Source organism: Sphingobium sp. TomMM7A (genome assembly GCF_055397305.1).
In genome coordinates, this window is sequence record NZ_AP027311.1 from 70,297 (window position 1) to 94,235 (window position 23,939).

General features: G+C 64.1%; 24 protein-coding genes. 20 read left to right on the forward strand and 4 right to left on the reverse strand.

Annotation, left to right across the window (positions count from 1 at the left end):
• The first annotated feature begins 154 nt into the window (after positions 1 to 154).
• The 7 genes from ACZ5ZH_RS00365 (at position 155) to ACZ5ZH_RS00395 (ending at position 4,947) form a co-directional block, all read left to right on the forward strand.
• Positions 155 to 1,042 (forward strand): prephenate dehydratase, encoded by an 888-nt coding sequence (locus ACZ5ZH_RS00365; protein ID WP_464771806.1) that lies wholly within the window; start codon positions 155 to 157, stop codon positions 1,040 to 1,042.
• 40 nt (positions 1,043 to 1,082) lie between these two features.
• On the forward strand, positions 1,083 to 1,811 hold the full coding sequence (locus ACZ5ZH_RS00370; protein WP_464772660.1) for a sterol desaturase family protein: 729 nt from the start codon (positions 1,083 to 1,085) through the stop codon (positions 1,809 to 1,811).
• Positions 1,808 to 2,245 carry a DUF2141 domain-containing protein gene (locus tag ACZ5ZH_RS00375; RefSeq protein ID WP_464771807.1) on the forward strand — a complete coding sequence of 146 codons (438 nt, stop codon included), beginning with the start codon at positions 1,808 to 1,810 and terminating at the stop codon, positions 2,243 to 2,245. Before ACZ5ZH_RS00370 ends, ACZ5ZH_RS00375 begins: the two co-directional genes overlap by 4 nt.
• Positions 2,246 to 2,317: 72 nt before the next feature.
• Entirely contained in the window at positions 2,318 to 3,160 is an 843-nt protein-coding gene (locus ACZ5ZH_RS00380; RefSeq protein ID WP_464771808.1) for a MipA/OmpV family protein, read from the forward strand.
• An 82-nt stretch (positions 3,161 to 3,242) separates the two neighbouring features.
• Positions 3,243 to 4,154 (forward strand): tetratricopeptide repeat protein, encoded by a 912-nt coding sequence (locus ACZ5ZH_RS00385; RefSeq protein WP_464771809.1) that lies wholly within the window; start codon positions 3,243 to 3,245, stop codon positions 4,152 to 4,154.
• Between the two features lie 11 nt (positions 4,155 to 4,165).
• Complete coding sequence (locus tag ACZ5ZH_RS00390; RefSeq protein WP_460987419.1) at positions 4,166 to 4,777, forward strand: LON peptidase substrate-binding domain-containing protein; 612 nt, start codon at positions 4,166 to 4,168, stop codon at positions 4,775 to 4,777.
• A complete protein-coding gene (locus tag ACZ5ZH_RS00395) occupies positions 4,774 to 4,947 on the forward strand; it encodes a Trm112 family protein (protein ID WP_464771810.1) in 174 nt (57 codons plus the stop codon). Before ACZ5ZH_RS00390 ends, ACZ5ZH_RS00395 begins: the two co-directional genes overlap by 4 nt.
• Positions 4,948 to 5,092: 145 nt before the next feature.
• Here the strand turns inward: ACZ5ZH_RS00395 and ACZ5ZH_RS00400 are convergent, their stop codons facing one another.
• Entirely contained in the window at positions 5,093 to 5,701 is a 609-nt protein-coding gene (locus ACZ5ZH_RS00400; RefSeq protein WP_464771811.1) for a TlpA family protein disulfide reductase, read from the reverse strand.
• Positions 5,702 to 5,759: 58 nt separating this feature from the next.
• On the opposite strand from ACZ5ZH_RS00400, the gene argH reads away from it, so the two are divergent.
• The 5 genes from argH to ACZ5ZH_RS00425 are packed head-to-tail and all read left to right on the forward strand — an operon-like array spanning position 5,760 to position 10,386.
• Positions 5,760 to 7,127 carry an argininosuccinate lyase gene (argH, locus tag ACZ5ZH_RS00405; RefSeq protein ID WP_464771812.1) on the forward strand — a complete coding sequence of 456 codons (1,368 nt, stop codon included), beginning with the start codon at positions 5,760 to 5,762 and terminating at the stop codon, positions 7,125 to 7,127.
• Positions 7,124 to 7,384 carry a hypothetical protein gene (locus tag ACZ5ZH_RS00410; RefSeq protein ID WP_464771813.1) on the forward strand — a complete coding sequence of 87 codons (261 nt, stop codon included), beginning with the start codon at positions 7,124 to 7,126 and terminating at the stop codon, positions 7,382 to 7,384. The genes argH and ACZ5ZH_RS00410 overlap by 4 nt, the downstream gene beginning before the upstream one ends.
• 25 nt (positions 7,385 to 7,409) lie before the next feature.
• Positions 7,410 to 8,675, forward strand: a complete 1,266-nt coding sequence (gene lysA, locus ACZ5ZH_RS00415) for a diaminopimelate decarboxylase (RefSeq protein WP_464771814.1) — start codon at positions 7,410 to 7,412, stop codon at positions 8,673 to 8,675.
• The gene (locus ACZ5ZH_RS00420) at positions 8,675 to 9,433 is read left to right on the forward strand and encodes a precorrin-2 dehydrogenase/sirohydrochlorin ferrochelatase family protein (protein WP_464771815.1); all 759 of its coding nucleotides are present in this window, start codon (positions 8,675 to 8,677) and stop codon (positions 9,431 to 9,433) included. Before lysA ends, ACZ5ZH_RS00420 begins: the two co-directional genes overlap by 1 nt.
• Entirely contained in the window at positions 9,430 to 10,386 is a 957-nt protein-coding gene (locus ACZ5ZH_RS00425; protein ID WP_464771816.1) for a zinc transporter ZntB, read from the forward strand. Before ACZ5ZH_RS00420 ends, ACZ5ZH_RS00425 begins: the two co-directional genes overlap by 4 nt.
• 13 nt (positions 10,387 to 10,399) lie before the next feature.
• Here ACZ5ZH_RS00425 and ACZ5ZH_RS00430 read toward each other — a convergent pair whose 3' ends face one another.
• Positions 10,400 to 11,023 carry a response regulator transcription factor gene (locus ACZ5ZH_RS00430; protein ID WP_464771817.1) on the reverse strand — a complete coding sequence of 208 codons (624 nt, stop codon included), beginning with the start codon at positions 11,021 to 11,023 and terminating at the stop codon, positions 10,400 to 10,402.
• Positions 11,024 to 11,075: 52 nt separating this feature from the next.
• Positions 11,076 to 11,747, reverse strand: coding sequence for a TetR/AcrR family transcriptional regulator (locus ACZ5ZH_RS00435; RefSeq protein WP_464771818.1), 672 nt, complete (start codon positions 11,745 to 11,747; stop codon positions 11,076 to 11,078).
• Between the two features lie 89 nt (positions 11,748 to 11,836).
• Between ACZ5ZH_RS00435 and ACZ5ZH_RS00440 the strand changes: the two genes are divergently transcribed.
• Genes ACZ5ZH_RS00440 through ACZ5ZH_RS00450 form a run of 3 tightly spaced genes read left to right on the forward strand, consistent with a single transcriptional unit; the run spans position 11,837 to position 16,024 of the window.
• Positions 11,837 to 13,348, forward strand: coding sequence for an efflux transporter outer membrane subunit (locus ACZ5ZH_RS00440; RefSeq protein ID WP_464772661.1), 1,512 nt, complete (start codon positions 11,837 to 11,839; stop codon positions 13,346 to 13,348).
• The gene (locus tag ACZ5ZH_RS00445) at positions 13,341 to 14,489 is read left to right on the forward strand and encodes an EmrA/EmrK family multidrug efflux transporter periplasmic adaptor subunit (protein ID WP_460987430.1); all 1,149 of its coding nucleotides are present in this window, start codon (positions 13,341 to 13,343) and stop codon (positions 14,487 to 14,489) included. Before ACZ5ZH_RS00440 ends, ACZ5ZH_RS00445 begins: the two co-directional genes overlap by 8 nt.
• A gap of 38 nt (positions 14,490 to 14,527) precedes the next feature.
• Positions 14,528 to 16,024: a DHA2 family efflux MFS transporter permease subunit gene (locus ACZ5ZH_RS00450; protein WP_464772662.1), complete on the forward strand. Its 1,497-nt coding sequence runs from the start codon at positions 14,528 to 14,530 to the stop codon at positions 16,022 to 16,024.
• Here ACZ5ZH_RS00450 and ACZ5ZH_RS00455 read toward each other — a convergent pair.
• Positions 16,021 to 17,598 (reverse strand): ABC-F family ATP-binding cassette domain-containing protein, encoded by a 1,578-nt coding sequence (locus ACZ5ZH_RS00455; RefSeq protein WP_464771819.1) that lies wholly within the window; start codon positions 17,596 to 17,598, stop codon positions 16,021 to 16,023. The genes ACZ5ZH_RS00450 and ACZ5ZH_RS00455 overlap by 4 nt on opposite strands.
• On the opposite strand from ACZ5ZH_RS00455, the gene ACZ5ZH_RS00460 reads away from it, so the two are divergent.
• The 5 genes from ACZ5ZH_RS00460 (at position 17,597) to nirB (ending at position 23,936) form a co-directional block, all read left to right on the forward strand.
• On the forward strand, positions 17,597 to 17,737 hold the full coding sequence (locus ACZ5ZH_RS00460; protein ID WP_464771820.1) for a hypothetical protein: 141 nt from the start codon (positions 17,597 to 17,599) through the stop codon (positions 17,735 to 17,737). The two genes, ACZ5ZH_RS00455 and ACZ5ZH_RS00460, sit on opposite strands and share 2 nt — an antisense overlap.
• A 47-nt stretch (positions 17,738 to 17,784) precedes the next feature.
• The gene (locus ACZ5ZH_RS00465; protein ID WP_449471103.1) at positions 17,785 to 18,366 is read left to right on the forward strand and encodes an ANTAR domain-containing response regulator; all 582 of its coding nucleotides are present in this window, start codon (positions 17,785 to 17,787) and stop codon (positions 18,364 to 18,366) included.
• A complete protein-coding gene (locus ACZ5ZH_RS00470) occupies positions 18,363 to 19,565 on the forward strand; it encodes a CmpA/NrtA family ABC transporter substrate-binding protein (RefSeq protein WP_449471104.1) in 1,203 nt (400 codons plus the stop codon). Before ACZ5ZH_RS00465 ends, ACZ5ZH_RS00470 begins: the two co-directional genes overlap by 4 nt.
• A 226-nt stretch (positions 19,566 to 19,791) precedes the next feature.
• Entirely contained in the window at positions 19,792 to 21,036 is a 1,245-nt protein-coding gene (locus ACZ5ZH_RS00475; RefSeq protein WP_464771821.1) for a nitrate/nitrite transporter, read from the forward strand.
• 392 nt (positions 21,037 to 21,428) lie between these two features.
• Positions 21,429 to 23,936, forward strand: coding sequence for a nitrite reductase large subunit NirB (gene nirB, locus ACZ5ZH_RS00480; protein ID WP_464771822.1), 2,508 nt, complete (start codon positions 21,429 to 21,431; stop codon positions 23,934 to 23,936).
• Positions 23,937 to 23,939 lie beyond the last annotated feature (3 nt).

The following is a 23,939-nucleotide window of genomic DNA, read 5'->3' on the forward strand; positions in this document are numbered from 1 at the left end:
GGCTTGGTTTCCGCGCCCCCTCTAGCGCGCTGCCATAATGACGCAAGAGCGAACGTGCAAGCATGGTTGGAAGCTGTAACGCCTTCGCCGGTGTCAGTCGGGGATTCCGACACGCTTGCGCGCGCGTGGAGGAGTGCCTAAGCGCGCTTCATCCATGGAAAACTATCCTGCCCCCGCCCGCGCGCTGGTCGCGGAACTCGCCGAAAAGGCCGCAACGGACCCGTCGCGCGCCATCGCCTATCAGGGCGCGCCGGGCGCCAATTCGCACCTTGCGGCGCTTGGCTATGCGCCCGATTGGGTGCCGCTGCCCTGCTTTGCCTTTGAAGATGCGATCGACGCGGTGCGCAATGGTTTGGCGGCGCGGGCAATCATACCGATCGAAAACAGCCTGCACGGCCGGGTCGCCGACATGCATTTCCTACTGCCCGAATCGGGGCTGCACATCGTTGACGAATATTTCCTGCGCATTCGCCACTGCCTGATGGCGGTGGATGACAGCCCGGTCAAAAGCGCGATCAGCCATCCGCAGGCGCTGGGCCAATGCCGCCATTATCTGCGCGAGCGGGGTATCCAGCCGGTGGCCTATGCCGACACGGCGGGAGCAGCGGCGCTGGTCGCGGAATCGCGCAAGCCGGGGGAGGGCGCGGTGGCGCCCTATCTGGCGGCGGAGCTTTACGGGCTGAAGATGGTGGCGGAGAATATCGAGGATAGCGACGACAATATGACGCGCTTCCTTGTGCTGTCGCGCGAGCCGACCATGCCGGAGCCTGATGTGCGGGTCATGACGACATTCCTGTTCGAGGTGAAGAATGTCCCCGCCGCGCTGTACAAGGCGATGGGCGGCTTTGCGACCAACGGCGTCAACATGACGAAGCTGGAAAGCTATCAGCGGGGCGCGAGCTTCGCCGCGACGGAGTTCTTCTGCGACATTGAGGGCATGCCGGGCGACCCCGCCGTGGATCGCGCGCTCGCCGAACTGGAATTCCACAGCAAATGGGTGCGCATGCTGGGCAGCTATCGTCAGGCGCGGCCCCGGACCTGATGGGGTGACGGGCCGGGCGCTGCTGCCTATAGTCGATCCCATGCTGGCCGCGATCCTTCTTTCCGCTCTTGCCATGAGCGCGATCGTGGCGGTGCGTTACCTGCTCACCAGCGGCGGCTTTGCGCTGGCGACGCGGGTCCGGCAGCCGGGATTATATGCCGGGTTGGACCCACAAATCCGGCGGGAGATTGCGTGGTCGCTGGCATCGGCATTGATTTATGGCATTCCGGCGGGCGTGGTCGCCTGGGGATGGCAGGCGCAGGGGTGGACGCGCATTTATACCGACGCCGCTGCCTATCCGCTCTGGTATCTGCCTATATCCGTGCTGCTATACCTCGTGGCGCATGACAGCTGGTTTTACTGGACGCATCGCTGGATGCATCGGCCGCGCCTGTTCCGCGCCGCCCATGCCGTTCATCATGCGAGCCGCCCGCCAACGGCCTGGGCGGCAATGAGCTTTCACCCGTGGGAAGCGCTGAGCGGCGCCATCGTCATTCCGGCGCTGGTGTTCCTCATTCCCATCCATGTGGGCGCGCTGGCCGTGGTGCTGACGATCATGACCATCATGGGCGTGTCGAACCATATGGGGTGGGAGATGTTTCCGCGCTGGATTGTGCAGGGACCGGCGGGCCGCTGGCTGATCACCGCCAGCCATCATCAGCGGCATCATGAACAATATAGCTGCAATTACGGGCTCTATTTCCGTGTCTGGGACCGGCTGTGCGGGACCGACCGGGGACTGGGCGATTTCAGGAAGGCGCACGGATGAAGGAAAAATTGCTGCTTGCGGCCGGGGCCATGTTGATCCTGCCCGGCGCCGCGCCGGTGGGCCAGCCGCAGCCGATCAGCATCGGGGTTGAAGGCCTGCGATCGCACAAGGGAAACCTGCTCGTCTGCGTCGCCCGGTCGCCCGCCTATTTTCCCGATTGCAGCCATGATCCCGACAAGCGCCATCTGGTCGTCGCCGCCACATCGGGGGCGATCCCGTTGGGCGATTTGGCACCCGGAACCTATGGCGTCGCGATCATCCATGATGAAAATGGCAATGGGAAGCTCGACACTTTCGTCGGTATTCCGCGCGAGGGCGTAGGGTTCTCCCGAAACCCGGCCATCCGGTTCGGCGCGCCCAGTTTCCGATCGGCGCAATTCATCGTGACGGGGTCGGCGATGCGTCAGGATATAAAGGTCAAATATTTCCTCTGATTGCATTCGCCCGGAACTGTAATGGCAGCGAAACATTCTAGGCGCTGACCATATTGATGGAACAGGGGATTTATGAACCATCGACAGATATTGTTCGCGGGCCTTGCCTTTATTGCGCTGGGTGCCGCCGACACCGCTTTTGCCCAGACGAACGACAGCAATGTGCTGACCGTCGGGATCGGCGCCGCCGTCATTCCCAGCTATGAAGGGTCGGACGACTATCGGGTGATCCCTGTCCCGCAGCTGCGCGGTAAGGTGAGCGACTTCGCCTTCTGGACGCGTGGGCCGAGCCTATATTTCGACGTCATTCCCAATCGGGGGCAGGACATCGACCTGCAATTGGGGCCGGTGGCGGGCGTCCGTTTTGATCGATCGAGCCGCAAGAATATCAAGGATGCCGCGGTGCGCGCCCTTGGCGAACGCGATAAGGCGGTGGAGCTTGGCGGCTTTGTCGGCATCGGCAAGACCGGCATCATCACCAGCGCCTACGACAATCTGTCGGTGCGCGTCGCCGTGACGAAGGATGTCGCGGGCGCACATGAAAGCTTCATCGTGACGCCAGCTATCGAATATTTCACGCCGCTTTCCACGCGCAGCTTCGTGGGCCTGGGCGTGTCGGCCGATTATGTGGGCAAGAAATATGGCCGCTATTATTATGATGTCGATGCCGCCGGGGCGCTGGCGTCCGGCCTGCCGGAATATTCGCGCGCGGGCGATGGTTCGGGTTTCAAGAAGGTCGGCGTCAACCTGACAGGTGGCCTGTCATTGTCGGGCGACATTCGTAAAGGCTGGGCGCTGTTCGCGCTGGGCGGCTATTCGCGGATGCTGGGTGCCTATGCGGACTCACCCATCGTCAGCATCGCGGGGTCCAGGAACCAATGGATCGGCGCGGTCGGGGTCGGCTATACCTTCTGATCTTGTGCGGATAGGGTGACGCCCCACATAAGGCGCTGTATGGACGCGGCACCCAAGCGCAACAAGGCAGGAGAATACGGCAGTGGCGACCCTAGGAATGAGCGACACCGATAAGGCAGCGGTGGAGGCGTTCCGCCGTGACGTGGTGGACCCGTCGCGCACCAGTCTTGTCATCGTCGATTTCTGGGCGGAATGGTGCGGGCCGTGCAAGCAATTGACGCCGATCATCGAGAAGGTTTGCGCCGACTACGCGTCCAAGGGCGTGAAGCTGGTGAAGATCAACGTCGATGAGGATAAGTTCATCGCCGCCCAGTTTCGTGTCCAGTCGATCCCGACCGTCTATGCCGTGTTCCAGGGCCAACCGGTCGCTGACCTGAGCCAGGCACGCACCGAAGGGCAGCTGAAGCAATATCTCGACCAGTTGCTGGCGCAGTTGCCGATCGAATCGGATGAGAAGACGCAGCTGGAGGAAATCGCTCCGCTCATTGAAATGGGCGAGGAAATGCTGACGGGTGGGGAGCCCGACCGGGCGCTTTCGGTGTTCGAGCAGGTTGGCCAGATGGTGCCTGACAATGCGGATGTCGCTTCCGGCCATGCCCGCGCACTGGTGGCGCTTGGGCAGCTGGATGAAGCGGAGGCCGTGCTCGCCGCTCTGCCCGCCGATGTCGCCAAGGATCAGGCGATAGACCGCGCCCGCGCCGCTCTTGCTTTGGCGCGCGACGCCAAGCCTGTCGCCGACCTGTCCGGGGTCGAGGCGAAGGTCGCCGCCAATCCCGACGATCATGATGCACGCTTCGAACTGGCGGGCGGCCTGATGGCGAATGGTGAGCGGGACCGGGCCGCCGACGAACTGCTGGAGATTGTCCGCCGCGACCGCGAATGGAATGAAGGCGCGGCAAAGGCGCAACTGCTCAAGCTGTTCGAGGCCACCGGCCTTGAAGACCCGTGGGTTGCGGGGCAGCGGCGGAAATTGTCGCAGATCCTCTTTTCCTGACGGCGCGGCCGGTGAACCGCGCCCGCGTCTCCATCTTTCCGTTGTCCGGGGCGCTGTTGCTGCCGGGCATGGACATGCCGCTGCACATATTCGAGCCGCGTTACCGGGCGCTGATCCATGACGCCATGGCGCGGGACCGGCGCATCGGTATGATCCAGCCGCGCGGGGAGGGGGCCAAGCCCGCCCTGTACGATGTCGGATGCTTGGGCCGGATCAGCGAATTCGAAGTGCTGGATGACGGCCGTTTCAACATCATATTGGAAGGGCTGGCGCGGTTCCGGGTGATCCGCGAACTCGACGTCACCACCGCCTTTCGCCAGATCGAGGCCGATGTCGAGCAAGCGCCGGAGGATGAGGTGCTTCACGCCGTCGAGCGCGCGGCGCTTGAACAGGAATCGCGGCGTTTTGCCGAAGCATTGGGCTATGTCGTGGACTGGACCGCCGTGTCGCGGCTCGACGACACGTCGCTGGTGAACGGCATAGCCCAGATCGCGCCATTCGATCCTGCCGCCAAGCAGACCTTGCTAGAGGCGGACAGCCTAAGCGAGCGGTGCGACCGGATCATTCAGCTGATGCAGATCGTTGGCCGGATGGAGCCTGATGGCGGGGCGACGATGCAATGATTTCGCCGGACCCTTATCTGTTGGCGAAGCTGGTCTGCCCTGTGACGCGGATGCCGTTGCGATGGAATGCTGAGAGCAGCGAGCTTGTTTCGGAGGCGGCGGGTTTGGCCTTTCCGGTGCGTGATGGCGTGCCGGTGCTGGTGGTGCGGGAAGCGAGGTCGCTAGGTTAGAAAATCCTCCCCATCGAAAGATGGGGAGGGGGACCGCCGCCAATGGCGGTGGTGGAGGGGAAGGACGCGCAGGTCGTGCCATTTTCCCCTCCACCATGCTTCGCATGGTCCCCCTCCCCATGCTCGGCATGGGGAGGATTTGACTCTAAGACTCCAAAGCCGTCTCGATCAGATCCCGGCCTTCCTTACTGTTCCAGTCCATCGCGCCGATCACGCGCAGCATCTCCTTGCCCTCCCGGTCGTACAGCACGGTGGTGGGCAGCATGCCGGTCGCATAGTGGAAGCCGAACTGATTTTCCGGATCAATAAAGCTTTTGAGGTGCGGCAGCGCATGTTTGGCGAAGAAGGGCTTCACCACGCTTTCGCCCTGGCTGTCCTGAGAGATGGTCAGCACGGCCAGACCCTTGGCCCCGTACGCCTTGGCGACGGCATCGAGCGTTGGCATTTCCGCGATGCAGGGCGCGCACCATGTCGCCCACAGGTTCACCAGCAACGGCTTGCCCGCGAAGTCCTGCAAGGTGGCGTCCTTGCCATCCGGCCCGGCGAAGGCGAAATCGGGGGCGCGGGTGCCTGCCTTTGAACGGTCGAGCGTGAAGCTGAACGCGCCCTTGCCGCTTTGCGGGGCGGCCGTCCCCTCTCTGGGCGCCTCGCCGCTTGTCGGGGGGACTGGCGCGCTGCTATTGGCTTGATCTTGCCCCGCGCCCGGCGATTGCCTATCGCACGCGCCGAGGCCAGCCAGCAGGAGCAGTGTCATTACGCAGGGCAAAGTTGATCGGGACGGGGAAGGTCGCACGGGAGACGGCTCCAACAGCATGTGGGGCGGACGCTTCGCAGCTGGTCCGGCTTCGGTCATGCGCGAGATAAATGCCTCCATCCCGTTCGACAAGCGATTGTGGAATCAGGACATCGCAGGGTCGAAAGCGCATGTGGCGATGCTGGCCAAACAGGGCATCGTCGAAGGCGAGGACGCGCAGGCAATCACCGAGGGGTTGAACCGCATCGCCGCCGAGTATGAAGCGAACGGCGTGCCGGTTAACCTGGACCTTGAAGACATCCATATGGTGACCGAGTCCCGGCTGGCTGAGCTGATCGGTTCGGCGGCGGGGCGGCTGCACACGGCGCGCTCGCGCAACGATCAGGTGGCGACGGACTTCCGCCTGTGGGTTCGCGACGCCATTGATGAGGTAGGGGCGGGGCTGGAGGCTTTGCAACAGGCGCTGCTCGCCCGCGCGGAGGAACATGCCGACGCGGTGATGCCTGGCTTCACGCATCTCCAGTCCGCGCAGCCGGTGACGCTGGGCCACCATCTGATGGCCTATTATGAGATGATCCGCCGTGACCGCAGCCGCTTTGCCGACGCGCGCGACCGGCTGAACGAATGCCCGCTGGGCGCGGCGGCGCTGGCCGGGACGGGTTTCCCGATCGATCGCCATGCGACAGCGTCGGCGCTGGGCTTTGCCAAACCAACCGACAATAGCCTCGACAGCGTCAGCGACCGTGACTTCGCGCTCGATTATCTGATGGCGGCGACCCAATGCAGCCTTCATTTGTCGCGGCTGGCGGAAGAATTCATCATTTGGGCGAGCCAGCCCTTCGGCTTCGTGAAGCTGCCCGACGCCTATTCGACCGGCAGCTCGATCATGCCGCAAAAGCGCAATCCCGACGCCGCCGAACTGGTGCGCGGCCATGCCGGGCGGATCATGGGCTGCATGACGGCGCTTTGCGTCACGATGAAGGGCCTGCCGCTCGCCTATTCCAAGGACATGCAGGACGACAAGCCGCCAGTGTTCGAGGCGCATGACCTGCTGGGCCTGTCCATCGCGGCGATGACCGGGATGATCGAGACGGTGTCGTTCCGCACCGATCGCATGCGCGGCCTTGCCGAAAGCGGCTTTGCCACCGCCACCGACCTGGCCGACTGGCTGGTCCGCGAAGCCAATGTGCCGTTCCGCGAGGCGCATCATATCACCGGCCGCGCCGTCGCGGCGGCAGAGAGTGCGGGCACGCCGCTCGCCGACCTGCCGATCGAGACGCTGAAAGCGATTGACGCCCGCATCGATGAGCGCATCTATGCGGTGCTGACGGTCGATGCGTCGGTCGCGAGCCGCAAAAGCCATGGCGGCACCGCGCCCGATCAGGTGCGCGCGCGGATCACTCAGGCGCGGAAGGAACAGGCATGAGGATCGCCATCAGCCGGAACATCGCCTTCGCCCTGCTGGCGCTTGGGGTTGCCGCCTGTGGCGGACGTCAGCCGTTAAAGCCGGTCGCAGGGCAGAAAATGCCTGCGGTGCCGGTCGGCGCGGTGGCTGCCCCCACCGCGCAGCAGCTCATGATCCCATCCATGCAGTCGCGGCCCGAGCGGAGCGTCGACATCCTCTCGCAGTCGGAGGAGCGCAAGGATGATCCGTTCAACCTGCCGCCCGAAAACCAGCCCTGACAAGATTCGCTAGGACAAAAGAGCCTTGGACCATTTCGACTATGTGAACGGCGCCATGCATGTGGAGCAGGTGCCGATGGCGGACATCGCGCAGGCGGTCGGCACGCCGGTCTATATCTATTCGACCGCTACCCTGACGCGCCACGTCAATGTCTTTCGAGAGGCCCTGTCGCGGCTGGACGATCCGCTGATCGCCTTTGCGGTGAAGGCCAATCCCAATGGCGCGGTGCTGGCGACGCTGGCGAAGCTGGGGCTGGGCGCTGACGTGGTTTCTGGCGGCGAGTTGCTGCGGGCGATCGCCGCTGGCATCCCGGCGAATCGCATCGTCTTTTCCGGGGTCGGCAAGACAGCCGAAGAGATGCGGCTGGCGCTGGAGCACGGCATCTTCCAGTTCAATCTGGAGAGCGAGCCGGAAGCCGAGATGCTGTCGGAAGTTGCGGTGTCCATGGGCAGACAAGCGCCCGTCGCCTATCGGATCAACCCCGATGTGGACGCGGGAACGCACGCCAAGATTTCGACCGGCAAGTCGGAGAACAAGTTCGGCATCCCCTACACCCATGCGCTGGAAAGCTATGCCGCTGCCCGCGACCTGCCGGGATTGGATGTACAGGGCGTCGCTGTCCATATCGGCAGCCAGCTGACCGATCTTGCCCCGCTTGAGGCGGCCTTCACGAAGGTCGGCGCACTGATCGAAAAGCTGCGCGCCGCTGGGCATGCCATCCGCACCGCCGATCTGGGCGGCGGACTGGGCGTCCCCTACGACCCGTCGCTCCCGATCCCGCCGCTGCCTGCTGTTTATGGCGAGATGGTGACGCGGGTCACGGAGGGCTGGAATGTGCGCCTGATGTTCGAACCGGGTCGGGTCATCGTCGGCAATGCAGGTGCGCTGCTGTCGCGGGTGGTGCGCGTCAAGCAGGGTGCGCAGGCACCGTTCGTGATCGTCGATGCGGCGATGAACGATCTGATGCGGCCCAGCCTCTATGATGCCTGGCATGATATTCGCGCCGTTGATCCTTCGGGCGCGCGGGAGACCGCCAATGTGGTGGGGCCGGTCTGCGAGACGGGCGATACTTTCGCCATGCACCGTGACATGGACGTGGTGCAGGCGGGCGATCTGGTCGCCTTCATGACGGCGGGAGCCTATGGCGCGACCATGGCGGGCACCTACAACAGCCGCCCGCTGACGCCCGAAGTGCTGGTTTCCGGCGACAAATGGGCCGTCGTCCGCGCCCGTCCGCCGATCGAGGCGCTGATCGAGGCGGACAGCATTCCTGATTGGGTGCAGGGCTGATGCAAAGCCTGCCCGTCTTCCTGGTGTTGAAGGGCAGGGCCGTTATCCTGACGGGCAGCGGCGAGGCTGCGGACGCCAAGCGGCGGCTTCTGGAACGGGCGGGCGCGCGCGTCGTGGGGGAGACTGAGGACGCGGCCATCGCGATTGTCGCGGATGGCGATGACGCGACGGTTGCGCGGCTGAAGGCACGGGGCGTGCTGGTGAACGCGACCGACCGGCCGGAGCTTTGCGATTTCACCCTGCCTGCCATCATCGATCGCGATCCCGTGCTGATCGCCATCGGCACGGGCGGCGCGTCGGCGGGGCTGGCAAAGGCGCTGCGCCAGCGGATCGAGGCAATATTGCCGGAAAAGCTGGGCAGGCTTGCCACCGCGTTGCACGCTGCCCGAGACGCCATTCGCGCACGCTGGCCCGATGCCAGCGCCCGCCGCCGCGCGATTGACGCTGGCCTGTCGGCTGGCGGTCTGATCGACCCGCTGCGCGAGGATTCCGCTGACGAGGTGCCCCGCTGGCTGGCGGAGCAGGGCGATGCGGAACCCTCCCGTCTTGTCGCGCTGTGCCTGCTGTCGAGCGATCCCGATGACCTGACGCTCCGCGCGGCGCGCCTGCTTGGGGAGGCTGATCGCATCTATCATAGGCCCGATGTGCCAGCGGCGATCCTTGACCGTGCTCGCGCCGACGCTGTGCGCATCCCCGCCATCATGCCGCCGGATACACCGGAGGAGGGGCTCTCGCTCTGGCTGGAGATGCCGCAATGAGCCGGGTGTTCGTCTATAACAGCGAAGCGGCGCGCGAAATCTCTCTCGATGATTTTTGCGCGCAGGCGGACCATGCCCCTTTCAGCTGGATTCATGCCGATGGCTGGCGGGAGGATGCCCAAAGCATCGTTTCGCGCTGCGACCATATGCCGCAGGCGGCGCTGTCGGCGCTGTTGGCGCAGGAAACCCGGCCGCGTTGCACCGTGATGGCGCATGGTGCGCTCATCAACCTGCGCGGTCTGGGTGCGGACGCCGAGGCAAGCGGCGATCCGTTGGTGTCGATCCGCCTGTGGGCCGAACATGCGCGGGTGATCACCGTCAGCTACCGCCCACTCGCGGCGATGGAGGCGGTGGTGAAGCAGATGCTGGCCGGAGAGATTCGCGATCCGGGCGACCTTATCGCCGCCTTTGCGCAGGAAATCACTGAAGCGCTTGATCCGGAAGTCGCGCAACTGGGCGATGATCTGGACGAGATCGAAAGCGCGCTGAGCGACAATGGCGCGGCCGAGGTGCGGCGGCAGGTGTCGGAAATCCGGGCGTCGGCGATAAGCTATCGCCGCTTCATCTCACCGCAGCGGCAGGCGCTTGAAAGATTGTCAGCGGCGGATGCGCCCTGGCTTCATCCCGATGATCGGCTGCATTTGCAGGAAGCGGCGGATCGCTGCGCCCGCATGGCGGAGGAGTTGGAAGCGGTGCGCGAACGATCGGCGCTGGCGCATGAAGAGCTGACGGACCTGCGCGCGGAACAGATGAACCGGCAGGCGCTGATCATATCGGTAGTGGCGCTGGTTTTCCTGCCGCTCACCTTTCTGACCGGGCTGCTCGGCATGAACGTCAACGGCATTCCCTTTGCCCATGAAGCCTGGGCCTTTTGGGGCGTGGTAGGGGTCTGCGTCGCGATGGCGATCGGGATTGGCGGCTGGTTCACCGCGACTCGCTGGTTGAAGCGCTGAAACCCTGATCGTTTCAGGGGCGGGCAGCGTTCAGCCGGGCGATTTCATCATTCAACGCCTGGATCGATGAGACCAGCCGCGCCCTGTCGACCTGCATTTCCTTAAGCGCGTCGCGCGTCTCGCCCAGTTCCACCGCGCGTCGCGCAATGCGGGCGTCGAGTTCGGCATTGTGCCGGGTGAGGGCGTTCACCTCATCGGCGCGCTGGCACAAATGGCGGAGCCGCGCGTCCAGCACATCGAAGTCGAAAGGCTTGGTGACATAATCGTCCGCACCTGCTTCCAAAGCCTCCACGACGCTGGCGTTATCCTGCTTGCCCGCGATCATCACGAAACTCGCCTGACCGGCAAGGCCAGCGGCACGGATTTTCTTCAATGTGGCTATGCCCGGCAGGATCGCCAGTCCCATGTCGATCAGGATGATGTCCACAGAGCGGGAGAGAAGGCGGTTCAGCGCCACGAAGCCGTTTTCGGCCAGCACCACGTCATAATGGAGATGGGAAAGGCGACGCGCGATCACGGCGCGGGCCGTGTCGTCTTCCTCGATCAGCAAAAGCCTGCGGCGACGAAGCGGGCGAGCGCTCTTCGCGTTGTCGCCGTCCTTGTTAAGCGTCCTCGCAGCGGATTTGAAAAACTGCATGGCATGCGTCTCCTCACACGCCTTGATCTAGGATAAGTGCGCAAAGAAATGGTTAATGCGATCTTTCGTGTGAAGGTGCTTCCGCTTCGGGCGCATAGGCGCGCAGGAAGCAATCGACCGCAAAAGCCACATCGGCCTCCACTTGCTCGGGCGTGGGCGGCTGACCATTGCCCCAGATCATCTGCTGATGACTGCCCGACAAGGTGAGCACAATCAGCGTCCGCGCCGCAAGCTGGGCATCGGCGCGGCGCAATTGGCCCTGCTCCATCGCCGCCTCCAAAAAGCGGGCGAGCAGGTTGCGCGTATATAAGGGCGCGAGTTCCAGGAAAATCTCGCCCATTTTGGGAAAGCGGCTCGACTCCGCCGCCACCAGCCGATGCAGGGCGATCGCGTCTGGTGACGTCACCTTGCGCAGCAGATCATGACTGAAGCGCAGGAGCGTTTGATCAAGTGGACCACCCGTGTCCAGAAGCTGGGCGAGGCTGGCATGATAGGTTTCCGTCGCGTCGCGTAGGACGGCGGCAAACAATTCCTCCTTGCCGGGGAAATAGCTCCACAAGGTGCCCTTCGACCCACCCAGTTCGGCGGCGATGGAGGACATGGTGGTCGCGGCATAGCCATTTTCCAGGAATGACCGGCGGGCGACCGCGACGATCGCATCACGGCGATCGCGCCTGTTCGCTTCGCGGCGGGATAGGGAGGCAAGGTCTGTAGAGGCGCTCATAAAGGCGTACCATATAGTACGATTATCTTGTTGACAAGGCCGTGCAGCAGGCGCAAAGGCGGTTTTCATACCACATGGTACAGTTTCTTATGTCCCTAAATCGTCTCATTAATTCCGCGCATGCCGGGTTTCTGCCGGTCGCGATATTGGCGCTTTCCGCCTGCGCGGCCGTGCCAGATCTCGGCAAGGCGCCCGCGCCCCGGACAGCCTCCAGCATCGCGGCGTCGGAAACGCTGGGGCAGGGCGACGCGCTATGGCCAGCCGATGGATGGTGGAAAAGCTATGGCGACTCGCAACTTGATGCGTTGATGGAGGAGGGACTTGCCGCCTCCCCCGACATCGCTGCCGCTTCCGCGCGTTTCCGCCAAGCATCCGCCGCCGCGCAGCAGGCCGGAGCCCCGCTGCTCCCGTCCGTTGATCTTACCGGATCGGCCGCCGCGACGAAGCAAAGCTATAATATGGGCTTCCCCAAGGACTTTGTGCCCAAAGGCTGGTTGGGTACGGGAAAAGCCGCGCTCGACCTGAATTTCGACCTTGATCTGTGGGGCCGGAACCGGGCGGCGCTGGCTGCCGCCACATCGGAGGCGGAGGCTGCCAGCATCGATGCGCAGCAGGCGCGTCTGATGCTGACGACGGGCATCGCCGATGCTTATGCCGACTTGGCCCGCCTGTTCGACCAACGAGCTATCCAGCAACGCGCGCTGGACATCCGATCCGCCAGCCAGAAACTGGTGACGGAGCGGCAGCGCAACGGACTGGAAACGCGGGGTAGCGTGCGGCAAGCCGATGCGACAGTGTCCGCCGCCCGCGCCGTGCTGGCGGGCATTGACCAATCCATCGCCGTCCGGCGGCATCAGATCGCGGCGCTGATCGGCGCAGGCCCTGATCGCGGCCTTGCCATCACGCAGCCGCATCTGGGCAAGGTCACGGATTTGGGCCTGCCCGCCGATGTCACCACCAACCTGGTGGCACGCCGTCCCGATGTCGCCGCCGCGCTTGCCCGCACGGAAGCGGCCGCCAAGCGCATCAAGGTCGCCCGCGCCGACTTCTTCCCGGCCATTAGCCTCAGCGCCCTCGTCGGGGTGCAGTCACTCGGCTACAATACGTCCTTCCTTGATCCCTCGACGTCGGGTCCGCGCTCTTTCCTCGACACCTTGTTCAGCAAGGATTCGCTGTTCGGCAATGTCGGGCCAGCGATCAGCCTGCCGATCTTTCATGGTGGGGAACTGCGTGGCCGCTATCGTGGCGCGCGGGCGACCTTCGATGAAGCCGTCGCCAATTATGACAAGACCGTCCTCGGCGCCTATCGCGACGTGGCCGACGCCGTCACCGGCCGCCGGATATTGGGTCAGCGGCTGACCGAGGCCCGCGCCGCGCTGGCCGCGTCCGAGGAAGCCTATGCCATAGCGCAGAAGCGCTACAGAGGCGGCCTGTTCACCTTCCTCGACGTTCTGAATGTCGAGGACCAGCTGCTTTCCGCCCGCCAATCCGTCGCGGAGCTTGAAGCGCTGACCTTTTCCACTGACATTGCCCTCATTCGCGCGCTGGGCGGCGGCTTCGCTGCCAGCGGCACATCGTCCAAGGACCTGCCCAATGGCTGATGCAGCCCCTGAATTCACCGCCGATACCGGCAGCGCCGACAAGAGCGCGCGGATGGAGCAGCGCAAGAAGTGGCTGGTTCGCCTTGCCATCGCCGTGTTCGTCATCGGCGCGATCTATGCTCTCTGGTATCTGCTGATCGGCCGCAATCATGTCGGCACGGACAATGCCTATGTGAATGCCGAGATCGCGCAGGTGACGCCGCTCATCTCCGCGCAGGCCGTCGAAGTGCGGGTGACTGACACGCAGGCGGTGAAGCGCGGCGACATATTGGTGCGGCTCGATCCCACCAACGCCCGCATCGCCGTTGCGCAGGCGGAGGCCGACCTTGCCGAGGCGCGCCGCCGCTTCCGCCAGACGGCCGCGACCAGTTCATCGCTCGCCGCCCAGGTTCAGGCGCGCGGTGCCGACATCACGCAGGCCGGCGCGCAGCTCGCCGCGGCGCAGGCCGATTATGACAAGGCGCGCATCGACCTTCAGCGGCGCGAGGCACTGGCGCCCGAAGGTGCTGTCTCGGGCGAAGAAGTCACCAGCGCGCGCAAGGCATTTGCCGCCGCCCGCGCGGGCCTTGAACAGGCGCGCGCAGGCGTGGCGACGGCACGCGCAACTCAGGGCGCGGCCGAAGGTCAGCTCGCCGCCAATGATGCCCTTGTCAGTGGTTCGACGGTCGAAACGGACCCCGCCGTCCTCGCAGCCAAGGCAAAGTTGGAAAATGCCCGGCTCGACCTTGGCCGCACGATCATCCGCGCGCCGATCGATGGCGTGGTGACGCGCCGTCAGGTGCAGGTCGGCCAGCGCGTCGCGCAGGGCAGCCCGATCATGAGCATCGTCCCGCTCAGCCAAGTCTATGTCGATGCCAATTTCAAGGAACGGCAGCTGCGCCGCGTGCGCGTCGGCATGCCCGCCACGGTCATTGCCGACATCTACGGCGGCGACGTCGTTTATCATGGCAAGGTCATCGGCTTTTCGGGCGGCACCGGATCGTCGCTGGCGCTGATCCCCGCGCAAAATGCGACCGGCAACTGGATCAAGGTGGTTCAGCGCCTGCCCGTGCGCATCGCGCTGGATCCCAAGGAACTTGCTGCGCACCCGCTCCGCGTGGGCCTCTCGACCGAGGTCGAGATCGACCTTTCGGGCGCCTGAGGAGCCACGCGGTGACGGAGGCGGCGGAAAGATTTTTCATGGACCCCCGGCGGCGGATGCTGGCCGGGTTCGTGCTGGCGCTCAGCAATTTCATGGTCGTGCTGGACCTGACGATCGCGAACGTCTCGGTGCCGCACATCGCTGGGAACCTTGGCATTTCGCCTGACCAGGGCACCTGGATCATCACGTCCTATGCTGTGGCGGAGGCGATCTGTGTGCCGCTTACCGGCTGGCTCGCCCAGCGGTTCGGCACGGTGCGCCTGTTCATCTGGGGCATGATCGGCTTCGGGCTCTTCTCGCTTCTCTGCGGCCTTTCGACGACGCTCGGCATGATCGTCGCCTGCCGTATCGGACAGGGGCTGTGCGGCGGCCCGCTGATGCCGATGTCGCAAACCCTGTTGATGCGCATCTTTCCCGCCGAACAGCGGGCCAAGGTGATGGGATTGTGGGCCATGACCACGCTCGCTGGCCCAGCGGTGGGGCCGATCATCGGTGGCTATATCAGCGACAATTGGAGCTGGCACTGGATCTTCTTCATCAACCTGCCGATCGCGGTGGTGTGCGTGTTCGCCGCCATGGTGCTGCTGCGTCCGGCCGAAACCGAACGGCATAAGCTCCCCATCGATTATATCGGCCTCGCCCTGCTCATATTCTGGATCGGCTGCCTCCAGATCATGCTGGACACCGGCCGCGACCATGACTGGTTTGGCGATCCGATGATTGTCGCGCTGGCCGTGATGGCCGGGATCGGCTTCCTCGTCTTCATCATCTGGGAACTGACGGAGGAGCATCCGATCGTCGATCTGCGGGTGTTCCGCCATATCGGCTTCACATCGGGCGTGCTGACCTTGTCGCTATGCTTCGGCGCCTATTTCGCCGGGATCGTGATCATCCCGCAATGGCTTCAGATGTCCATGGGCTATCCCGCCTATTCGGCCGGGTTCGTCACCGCCTTCACGGCCATGACCGCGATCTTGGCCGCACCCTTTGCGGGCCGCGCGGTCGGCAAGATCGATGTGCGCCTGCTGATATCGGGTTCGGTGATCTGGATGGGTATGGTCACCATGTGGCGTTCGGGCTGGACCAGCACGGCCGACTTCTGGACTTTGGCCATGCCGCAGGTCGTGCAGGGCTTTGCCATGCCCTTCTTCATGATCCCGCTGACCACCCTGACGCTGGGATCGGTGCGGCCGGAAGAGACCGCGTCGGCGGCGGGCATGCAAAGCTTCCTGCGCACGCTGGCGGTCGCGATATCCACCTCCATCGTGCTGACCGGCTGGGGCAATGGCCAACGAACCGCGCGCAATGAAATGGTGTCGGCACTTGATCCGGGCGTCGGATCGCAGCTTGCCGGTTCCGGGCTGTCGGCTGAGCAGACGCCGCAGATGATCGCCAATCTGGTCGATCAGCAAGCGACCATATTGTCGATGAACCATGTCTTCTTCGTGGCGGCGCTGGTCCTGTTCCTTGCGGGCGCGCTGGTCTGGTTCGCGCCCAAGCCCACCGGCCGGGTGGACATGTCGGCGGCGCATTAGAGCAAGCCTATCTCCCGGTCGATGCCGATAGCGCGCAGGAAAGCCGCGTCATGGCTCACCACGATCAGCGCGCCGTCATAACCGCGCAGGCCCTGTTCGATCGCCGCAATGCTGTCGAGGTCGAGATGATTGGTCGGCTCGTCCAGCATCAGCAGCGGCGGCAAGGTGGCACCTCCCAGCACGCAAGCCAGCCCGGCGCGCAACAACTGCCCGCCGCTAAGGCTGCCCGCCTGTTGCAAAGCCAGATCCGCCCGAAAGCGAAAGCGCGCCAGCGCCGCCCGCACTTCATTATGCGTCGCTTGCGGGTGCAATCGGGCGAAATTATCTGCGATGCTGGCGCGTGGATCGAGCAGTTCCACCCTCTGGTCCAGCAGCGCGCAGGCCGCCGGCCGCTCGACCTTCCCCGCCAAGGGAGGCAGGCTGCCCGCAATCACATGCAGCAGGGTTGATTTGCCCGCGCCATTCGGCCCGGTGATCGCGATCCGTTCCGGCCCGTTGACGCTCAGGGACAGCTCCCGCAGCACCGGCGCGCTGGCATCATGACCTGCCGTAACATGGTCCAGCGTCACGATCCTCTGGCCAGACTGAACGGCGGTGGAGGGCAGGGCAACGGTCAGGCTCTCGACCACCTCGATCCGCTGCCGTGCCGTCTCTGCCGCCAGCGTTGCTTCCCGCCGCAGACGCTCCGCCAGCCGCGCCGCTTCGCCGCCCGATCCCTCGGCCCGATCCTTCCTCAATCCGATCAATATGCGCGGCATGTCGCCCTTGGCCCCCTTGCGCGCTCCGGCGGCGTCACGCCTCTGCTTGCGCTCGGCCGCGACCTGCGTCCGCTTGGCGATGTCCTTCCGATGCCGTTCGGCATGGGCCAGGTCCTGTTCGGCCGCCGCCAGTTCGACCGCCTTGCGCTCCTGCCATGAGGAGAAATTCCCGCCATGACGGCTGATGCCCAGCGTCGTCAGCTCGGCAATCGCCTCCATCTCCTCCAGCAGCGCCCGGTCATGGCTGACCACGATCGCACCCGCCCGCCAGCGCCCCAGCAAAGCGATCAGCGCCGCGCGCCCCTCCACGTCCAGATTATTGGTCGGCTCGTCCAGCAGCAGGAAGTCGGGCCGGGCAAAGATCGCTCCGGCCAGCGCCGCCCGCGTCCGCTGACCGCCCGACAATTGGGCGAGCGGTGTATCGGGTTCTACGCTCAGCCCAACTTCCGCCAATGCTTCCTCGATCCGCGAAGGCAGCGTCCAGTCGCATGCTTCCAGTTCGACCATGTCCGCATCGCCCCGCTCGGCCTTGGAGAGCAGCGCCATAGCCTCCCGAACACCGAACAAATCCGTGAACGTCTCGCCCGGCTCGACCTGCACCGTCTGCCGCAGTTCGGCCACCGTCCCGTCCAGCTGAACACTGCCGCCGCTGGGCTTCAGCCTCCCGGAAATGAGCGCAAGCAGCGTCGATTTGCCGACGCCATTGCGTCCGACAAGTCCGATCCGCTCGGAAGTGAAACGAAAATCAAGGTCTCTAAGGACGGATGTCCCGTCAGGCGCGGACCAGCTGATATGAGAGAGAGTAATCGCAGGCATGGACAAAAAACTTCCTGAAAGCAAAGCGTTGGGGCTGTGCGATCAGTTGCATGTCCATTATGTCGATCCTCCGGAAACTGGCCTGCACCGATACAGCAGGCCGCTCACCCTGGCAACCGTAGCGCGCTCCCCCAATTGACGCGGCGCAGCATCGCGGTCACTGAAAGAGCAAAAGGGCTGGGTCCAATGCGAATCGTCATCATCGATGACAGCGGCCTGCGCGCGACGGTTCTCGAGGAAGGACTGCGTGAGGCGGGCTATGACGATATCCACATCGTCCCCCCGCGCGGCGGCTTCGTCGCGCGGCTCGAACGCATGGCGCCCGACGTCGTGCTGATGGACCTGGGCAGCCCCAGCCGCGACACGCTGGAAGAAATGCTCTCCGTCAGCCGTGCGCTCGCCCGACCGATCGCCATGTTCGTCGATCAGTCCGACGAGTCCATGATCGGCGCGGCGATCGACGCGGGTGTGTCCGCTTATGTGGTCGATGGCCTACGCAAGGAACGGGTGAAGCCGGTGCTGGAGCTGGCCGTCCGTCGCTTCAACGCCTTCGCCCGACTCCAGACCGAACTGGACGAGGCGCGGACGCAGCTTTCCGACCGCAAGATCATCGACCGCGCCAAATCCATCCTGATGAGCCAGCGCGGCATCAACGAGCCGGACGCCTATGCGCTGTTGCGGTCGAGTGCGATGAATCAGGGGAAAAAGATCGTGGATGTCGCCCAGGCACTGATCACCGCGAGCGACTTGTTGGGAGGGGGCCTATGACGATATCCTTGCGCATCGCCTATTTGCCGCTGACCGATTCCGCCGTGCTGGCGGTGGCGCGGGAAAAGGGTTTCGCGGAGGAGGAGGGGATCGCCCTCGATCTCGTCCGCACGGTTAGCTGGGCGACGTTGCGCGACCGGCTGATCTTCGGTCAGGTGCAGGCCGCGCACATGCTGGCGCCGCTTGCCATCGCGGTGACGCTGGGTTTGAGCCAGCAGCCCGCGCCGCTGTCGGCGCCCTATAAGCTCAACGTCAACGGCAACATGCTGGTGATGGCGCGCGAGTTCGCGCAGGCGCTCGACCCTGATGTCGCCGCACGGCTCGACGATCCGCTTGGCACCGCCCACGACTTCGCCGCCGCTATCGGCCTATGGAAACGCAAGCCGGTGATCGGCGTCGTCCACCGCTTTTCCAGCCATGCCATCATGCTGCGCTACTGGCTGGCGAGCGCGGGCGTCGATCCGGATCGCGACGTGCTGTTGCGAGTCGTGCCGCCTTCGCTGACGGTTGAGGCCCTGCGCGGGGGCGAAATTGACGGTTTCATCGCTGGCGAACCCTGGGGCAGCGCGGCTGTCGAAGCGGGCCTTGCCGAAGCGGTGGCGATTGGCGAACGGATATGGCGGCGCGGCGTGGAAAAGGTGCTGGCCTTCCGGACGCCATGGCTGGAGGAAAATCCGCAAACCGTGGACGCACTGATCCGCGCGCTGGTCCGTTCCGCCGCCTGGTGCGACGACCCGGCGAATCATGAAGCGCTCGCCCACCTCCTGTCGCAACCGCATTTCGTCGATCAGCCCGCCGACCTCATCCTGCGCGCACTGTCGGGCCGCATTACCGCACGGCCGGATATGCCGCCGCTCGACATGCCCGACTTCATGCTCTTCTCCCGCGAAGCGACGCCCTTTCCGTGGCGTAGCCAGGCGCTATGGCTCTATTCGCAACTCGCCCGCTGGAAGATGGTGGATCATACGCCTGAAAACGCGGCCAAGGCCGGATCGGTATTCCGCCCCGACATCTTCCGCCGCGCGCTGGCCGAAAGCAATGTGCCGATTCCCGGCGCCAGCATGAAGGTGGAGGGCGCCGTCGCATCCCCCTTGGCGGTGGGCTCCAAGCGGGGAGAATTGACGCTCGGCCCCGACCGCTTCTTCGACGGCCGCACATTCGACCCCGAACATATCGAGGATTTTCTGAAGAGCTTCTAACGCGCGTGGCGCTTGAAAAAATTGTGCCTTGCAACATGAAACGAATCATTAGATAAGGCAAAGGTCGCGCGACGAAGCGCGTTCATGGATGAGCACGCCCAAGGATGGGGTCGCGCTCTCCTTAAACAATATTTGCAGCAAAGCCGCTGGCCGGGTCCCGTCACAAACGGGCGTCCGGAGAGCGGCTTTTTTTGTGTCCATTTCACTTGGATTGAAGGACCTCGTCATGGCAACTGCTTATTGGGATCGCGAGAAAGGCGGCGAGGGGACAGCCGGGCCAACCAGCTTCTGGAAAGCTGGCCACACGCCGACCCTGATTGCCGCTTTCCTCTATTTCGACCTCGCCTTCATGGTGTGGGTGCTGCTCGGGCCGCTTGCGCCCTCCATTTCCAAGACGCTGGGCCTGACCCCTGCGGAAAAGGGCCTCATGGTCGCGGTGCCGACACTGGCGGGCGCGCTGCTTCGCGTGGTCAACGGCCTGTTGGTCGACCGCATTGGCTGCAAACAGGCGGGCGCGATCAGCCAGGTCATCGTGATCCTTGGCCTCTTCACCGCCTGGTTCATGGGCGTGAATAGCTTCGGCGGGACGCTGGCGCTGGGCGTCATCCTGGGGTTTGCAGGCGCTTCCTTCGCCATCGCGCTCCCCCTGGCAAGCCGCTGGTATCCGCCTGAGCATCAGGGCAAGGCGATGGGCCTTGCCGGCATGGGCAATTCGGGCACGGTTCTGGCGTCCTTGTTCGCGCCGATCCTTGCCAAGCTGTTCGGCTGGAACGCGGTGCTGGGCCTCGCCTGCATCCCGCTGACCATCGTGTTTTTCCTTTACCTGATCATGGCGAAGAACGCCCCCAACGCGCCCGCGCCCAAGAAGCTGGTGGATTATTTCCGCCCGCTGAAGAGCGCCGACGCCTGGTGGCTGATGGGCTTTTATTCGGTGACCTTCGGCGGGTTCGTCGGTCTGGCCGCGTCGCTGCCGATCTACTTCACCGACCAGTTCGGCCTTACCCCGATCACTGCGGGCTACTGCACCGCGGGCTGCGTGTTCGCTGGTTCGCTGGTTCGTCCCATGGGCGGCGCGCTGGCTGACAAGATCGGTGGCGTGAAGGCGCTGATGATGGTCTATATCGTCGCCGCATTGGCGCTGGCGGGCGTATCCTATGCGCCGACGCTGGTCTCTGCCCTGGGCTTCTTCGTCGCTGCGATGCTGGCGCTGGGCGTGGGCAACGGCTCGGTGTTCCAGCTGGTGCCGCAGCGTTTTCAGGAAGAAATCGGCGTGATGACCGGGCTGGTCGGCATGGCGGGCGGCATTGGCGGCTTTTACCTCGCATCCTCGCTGGGTATCGCCAAGCAGTTCACGGGCAGCTTTGCCCCCGGCTTCCTGATCTTCGCGGGCCTCGCCGTGGTCGCGTTCCTCGGTATCTCGCTGGTGCGTGCCAAGTGGCGCGCGACCTGGAGCACCGGCGCGCGTATCTGATCAACGCTTACCGGAGAGGAGAGGCGGCGGCACTCGAAAGAGGAGCCGCCGCCCTTGTTTTTGGGCAATGAGAACCGCTCTACCTCCGTTGGGGCTGAGCTTGTCGAAACCCTTTTCTTCCTAAGAAGTGAAGCCCTTCGACAAGCTCAGGGGAAACGGTGAAAAGGTGGAAGCTGAGCGCAATCTCTAACTTTTCCGCCGAATCGCTTGACCCCAGCCGCGTTTCATTTATGCTGCACTGCGAAGGACAAGGTTGTCCTCTACTGACATAGCTGCGGTGATCCAGGGTTGGATCGTCAAAGCGTTAATGATGGCAAAGCCGCCATCCAGACTCCTGGGTTCAAAGCCCAGGGGTCCGGATGGCGGATTTTTTTATTGTCTGGAGTCAAGGGATGGATTTTCAGAACAACGCCGGACCGGAGACGGCCAACGAAGAGGATATCTTCGTGCCCTCCGACGATGTTCGCGAACATCTGGTTGTTGTGGGCAACGGCATGGCCGGTTGCCGTGCGGTTGAGGAACTGCTGGCCCGTGATGCGGGGCGCTATCGCGTCACGATCTTCGGGGCCGAGCCTTATGTGAACTATAACCGCATCATGCTCTCGCCGGTTCTGGCCGGGGAAAAGAGCTTCGATGACATCGTCATCAACAGCCGCGAATGGTATGATGAGAACAAGATCGAACTGATCGCCGGTGATCCGGTGACGGCGATCGATCGCGCCGCGAAGACCGTCACGAGCCAGTCGGGTCGCACTGTTGGCTATGACAAGCTGCTGATCGCCACCGGCTCCGATCCGTTCATCATCCCGGTTCCGGGCAAGGACCTGCCGGGCGTCATCAGCTTCCGCGACATGAAGGATGTCGACACCATGCTGGAAGCCGCCGGAAAGGGCGGCTCTGCGGTGGTGATCGGCGGCGGTCTGCTCGGCTTGGAAGCCGCGCACGGCCTGACCCTGCGCGGTATGAAGGTGACCGTGATCCACCTCATGGACACGCTGATGGAGCGGCAGCTCGACGAAGCGGCGGGTTGGCTGCTCAAGTCCGCGCTGGAAGGTCGGGGCCAGACCATCCTGACCGGCGCCAATACGGAATCGATTTACGGCGACGGCAAGGTCGAGGGCGTCCGCCTGAAGGACGGCACGGAAATCCCCGCTAGCCTTGTTGTCATGGCGGTAGGCATCCGTCCTGCGACCGCTCTCGCCCGTGAAGCTGGCCTTGAAGTCAATCGCGGCATCAAGGTCGACGACCATATGGTCACCAGCGACCCCGATGTCCTCGCGGTCGGCGAATGCGTCGAGCATGACGGCAATGTCTACGGCCTCGTCGCGCCGCTGTGGGACATGTGCCGCAGCCTCGCGGACGGCCTCACTGATCAGCATACGGGCTACAAGGGTTCGGTCACCTCGACCAAGCTCAAGGTTGCGGGTCTGGACGTCTTCTCCGCCGGTGATTTCTCCGGCGGCGAAGGCTGCGAAGACATCGTCCTGCGCGACGCCTCGCGCGGCGTGTATAAGCGCGTCATCGTCAAGGACGACAAGATCATCGGCGCGGTGCTCTACGGCGATACGGTCGATGGCGGCTGGTATTTCGACCTGCTCAAGCGCGAGGAAGATGTCGGCGAAATCCGTGACCTGCTGATCTTCGGTCAGGCCTTCGCCTCTGGAGGAGGCGCGCTGGACCCTAAGGCGGCCGTTGCGGCGCTCTCGGACGATGCCGAGATCTGCGGCTGCAACGGCGTCAGCAAGGGCCAGGTCGTCGCCTGCATCGAAAAGGGTGCATGCAGCCTCGACGCGGTGCGCGGCACCTGCAAGGCGTCGGCGAGCTGCGGCAGCTGCACGGGCTTGGTCGAAAACCTGCTGGCGGTGGTGCTGGGCGACGACGTCCAGTCAGGTCCGAAGACGATGTGCAAATGCACCAGCTTTGGGCATGACGATGTCCGCCGTGAGATCGTCGCGCAGAATATGCGCTCCATCCCCGAGGTGATGCAGAAGCTGCACTGGTCGACCCCCGACGGTTGTTCTTCCTGCCGCCCGGCGCTCAACTACTATCTGCTTTGCGCGCTGCCCGGCGAATATGTCGATGACCAGCAGAGCCGCTTCGTCAATGAGCGCATGCACGCGAACATCCAGAAGGACGGCACCTATTCCGTCGTCCCGCGCATGTGGGGTGGCCTGACCAACCCGCGTGAACTGCGCGCGATCGCCGATGTGGTCGAGAAATATGACGCGCCGATGGTGAAGGTCACCGGTGGCCAGCGGCTCGATATCTTCGGCATCAAGAAGGAAGATTTGCCCGCCGTCTGGGCCGACCTCAATGCCGCGGGCATGGTGTCGGGTCATGCTTATGGCAAGTCGCTGCGCACGGTGAAGACCTGCGTGGGTTCCGAATGGTGCCGCTTCGGGACGCAGGATTCCACCGGCCTTGGCGTCAAGACCGAGCGGATGACCTGGGGATCGTGGATGCCCCACAAGTTCAAGATCGCCGTATCCGGCTGCCCCCGCAACTGCGCGGAGGCGACGATCAAGGACTTTGGCGTAGTCTGCGTTGACTCAGGCTATGAGCTGCATGTCGGCGGCAATGGTGGCATCCATGTCCGCGCCACCGACTTCCTCTGCAAGGTCGCGACCGAGCAGGAGGCGCTCGATTACTGCGCCGCCTTCACCCAGCTCTACCGCGAGGAAGCGCGCTATCTGGAGCGTACCGCGCCATGGATCGAGCGTGTCGGCGTAGACTATGTGAAGCAGCGGATCGTGGAAGACGACGCAGGCCGCGAAGCTCTGCGCAGCCGCTTCCTCTATTCGCAAAGCTTCAGTCAGGAAGACCCCTGGGCGCAGCGCGCAGCTGGTGCGGAGAGCGAATTGCACCAGCATCTCGAACCCATCGCCATCGCTGCGGAGTGAACG

Coding starts and splice junctions, on each gene's coding strand:
- ACZ5ZH_RS00395 (WP_464771810.1), top strand. CDS start 4,774: ATGATTTCGCCGGACCCTTATCTGTTGGCGAAGCTGGTCTGCCCTGTG.
- ACZ5ZH_RS00455 (WP_464771819.1), bottom strand. CDS start 17,598: ATGCCTGCGATTACTCTCTCTCATATCAGCTGGTCCGCGCCTGACGGG.
- ACZ5ZH_RS00475 (WP_464771821.1), top strand. CDS start 19,792: ATGGCAACTGCTTATTGGGATCGCGAGAAAGGCGGCGAGGGGACAGCC.
- ACZ5ZH_RS00465 (WP_449471103.1), top strand. CDS start 17,785: ATGCGAATCGTCATCATCGATGACAGCGGCCTGCGCGCGACGGTTCTC.
- ACZ5ZH_RS00450 (WP_464772662.1), top strand. CDS start 14,528: ATGGACCCCCGGCGGCGGATGCTGGCCGGGTTCGTGCTGGCGCTCAGC.
- ACZ5ZH_RS00380 (WP_464771808.1), top strand. CDS start 2,318: ATGAACCATCGACAGATATTGTTCGCGGGCCTTGCCTTTATTGCGCTG.
- ACZ5ZH_RS00430 (WP_464771817.1), bottom strand. CDS start 11,023: ATGCAGTTTTTCAAATCCGCTGCGAGGACGCTTAACAAGGACGGCGAC.
- argH (WP_464771812.1), top strand. CDS start 5,760: ATGTGGGGCGGACGCTTCGCAGCTGGTCCGGCTTCGGTCATGCGCGAG.
- ACZ5ZH_RS00420 (WP_464771815.1), top strand. CDS start 8,675: ATGCAAAGCCTGCCCGTCTTCCTGGTGTTGAAGGGCAGGGCCGTTATC.
- ACZ5ZH_RS00460 (WP_464771820.1), top strand. CDS start 17,597: ATGGACAAAAAACTTCCTGAAAGCAAAGCGTTGGGGCTGTGCGATCAG.
- ACZ5ZH_RS00400 (WP_464771811.1), bottom strand. CDS start 5,701: ATGACACTGCTCCTGCTGGCTGGCCTCGGCGCGTGCGATAGGCAATCG.
- ACZ5ZH_RS00435 (WP_464771818.1), bottom strand. CDS start 11,747: ATGAGCGCCTCTACAGACCTTGCCTCCCTATCCCGCCGCGAAGCGAAC.
- ACZ5ZH_RS00445 (WP_460987430.1), top strand. CDS start 13,341: ATGGCTGATGCAGCCCCTGAATTCACCGCCGATACCGGCAGCGCCGAC.
- ACZ5ZH_RS00440 (WP_464772661.1), top strand. CDS start 11,837: ATGTCCCTAAATCGTCTCATTAATTCCGCGCATGCCGGGTTTCTGCCG.
- ACZ5ZH_RS00375 (WP_464771807.1), top strand. CDS start 1,808: ATGAAGGAAAAATTGCTGCTTGCGGCCGGGGCCATGTTGATCCTGCCC.
- ACZ5ZH_RS00365 (WP_464771806.1), top strand. CDS start 155: ATGGAAAACTATCCTGCCCCCGCCCGCGCGCTGGTCGCGGAACTCGCC.
- nirB (WP_464771822.1), top strand. CDS start 21,429: ATGGATTTTCAGAACAACGCCGGACCGGAGACGGCCAACGAAGAGGAT.
- ACZ5ZH_RS00470 (WP_449471104.1), top strand. CDS start 18,363: ATGACGATATCCTTGCGCATCGCCTATTTGCCGCTGACCGATTCCGCC.
- ACZ5ZH_RS00425 (WP_464771816.1), top strand. CDS start 9,430: ATGAGCCGGGTGTTCGTCTATAACAGCGAAGCGGCGCGCGAAATCTCT.
- ACZ5ZH_RS00370 (WP_464772660.1), top strand. CDS start 1,083: ATGCTGGCCGCGATCCTTCTTTCCGCTCTTGCCATGAGCGCGATCGTG.
- ACZ5ZH_RS00410 (WP_464771813.1), top strand. CDS start 7,124: ATGAGGATCGCCATCAGCCGGAACATCGCCTTCGCCCTGCTGGCGCTT.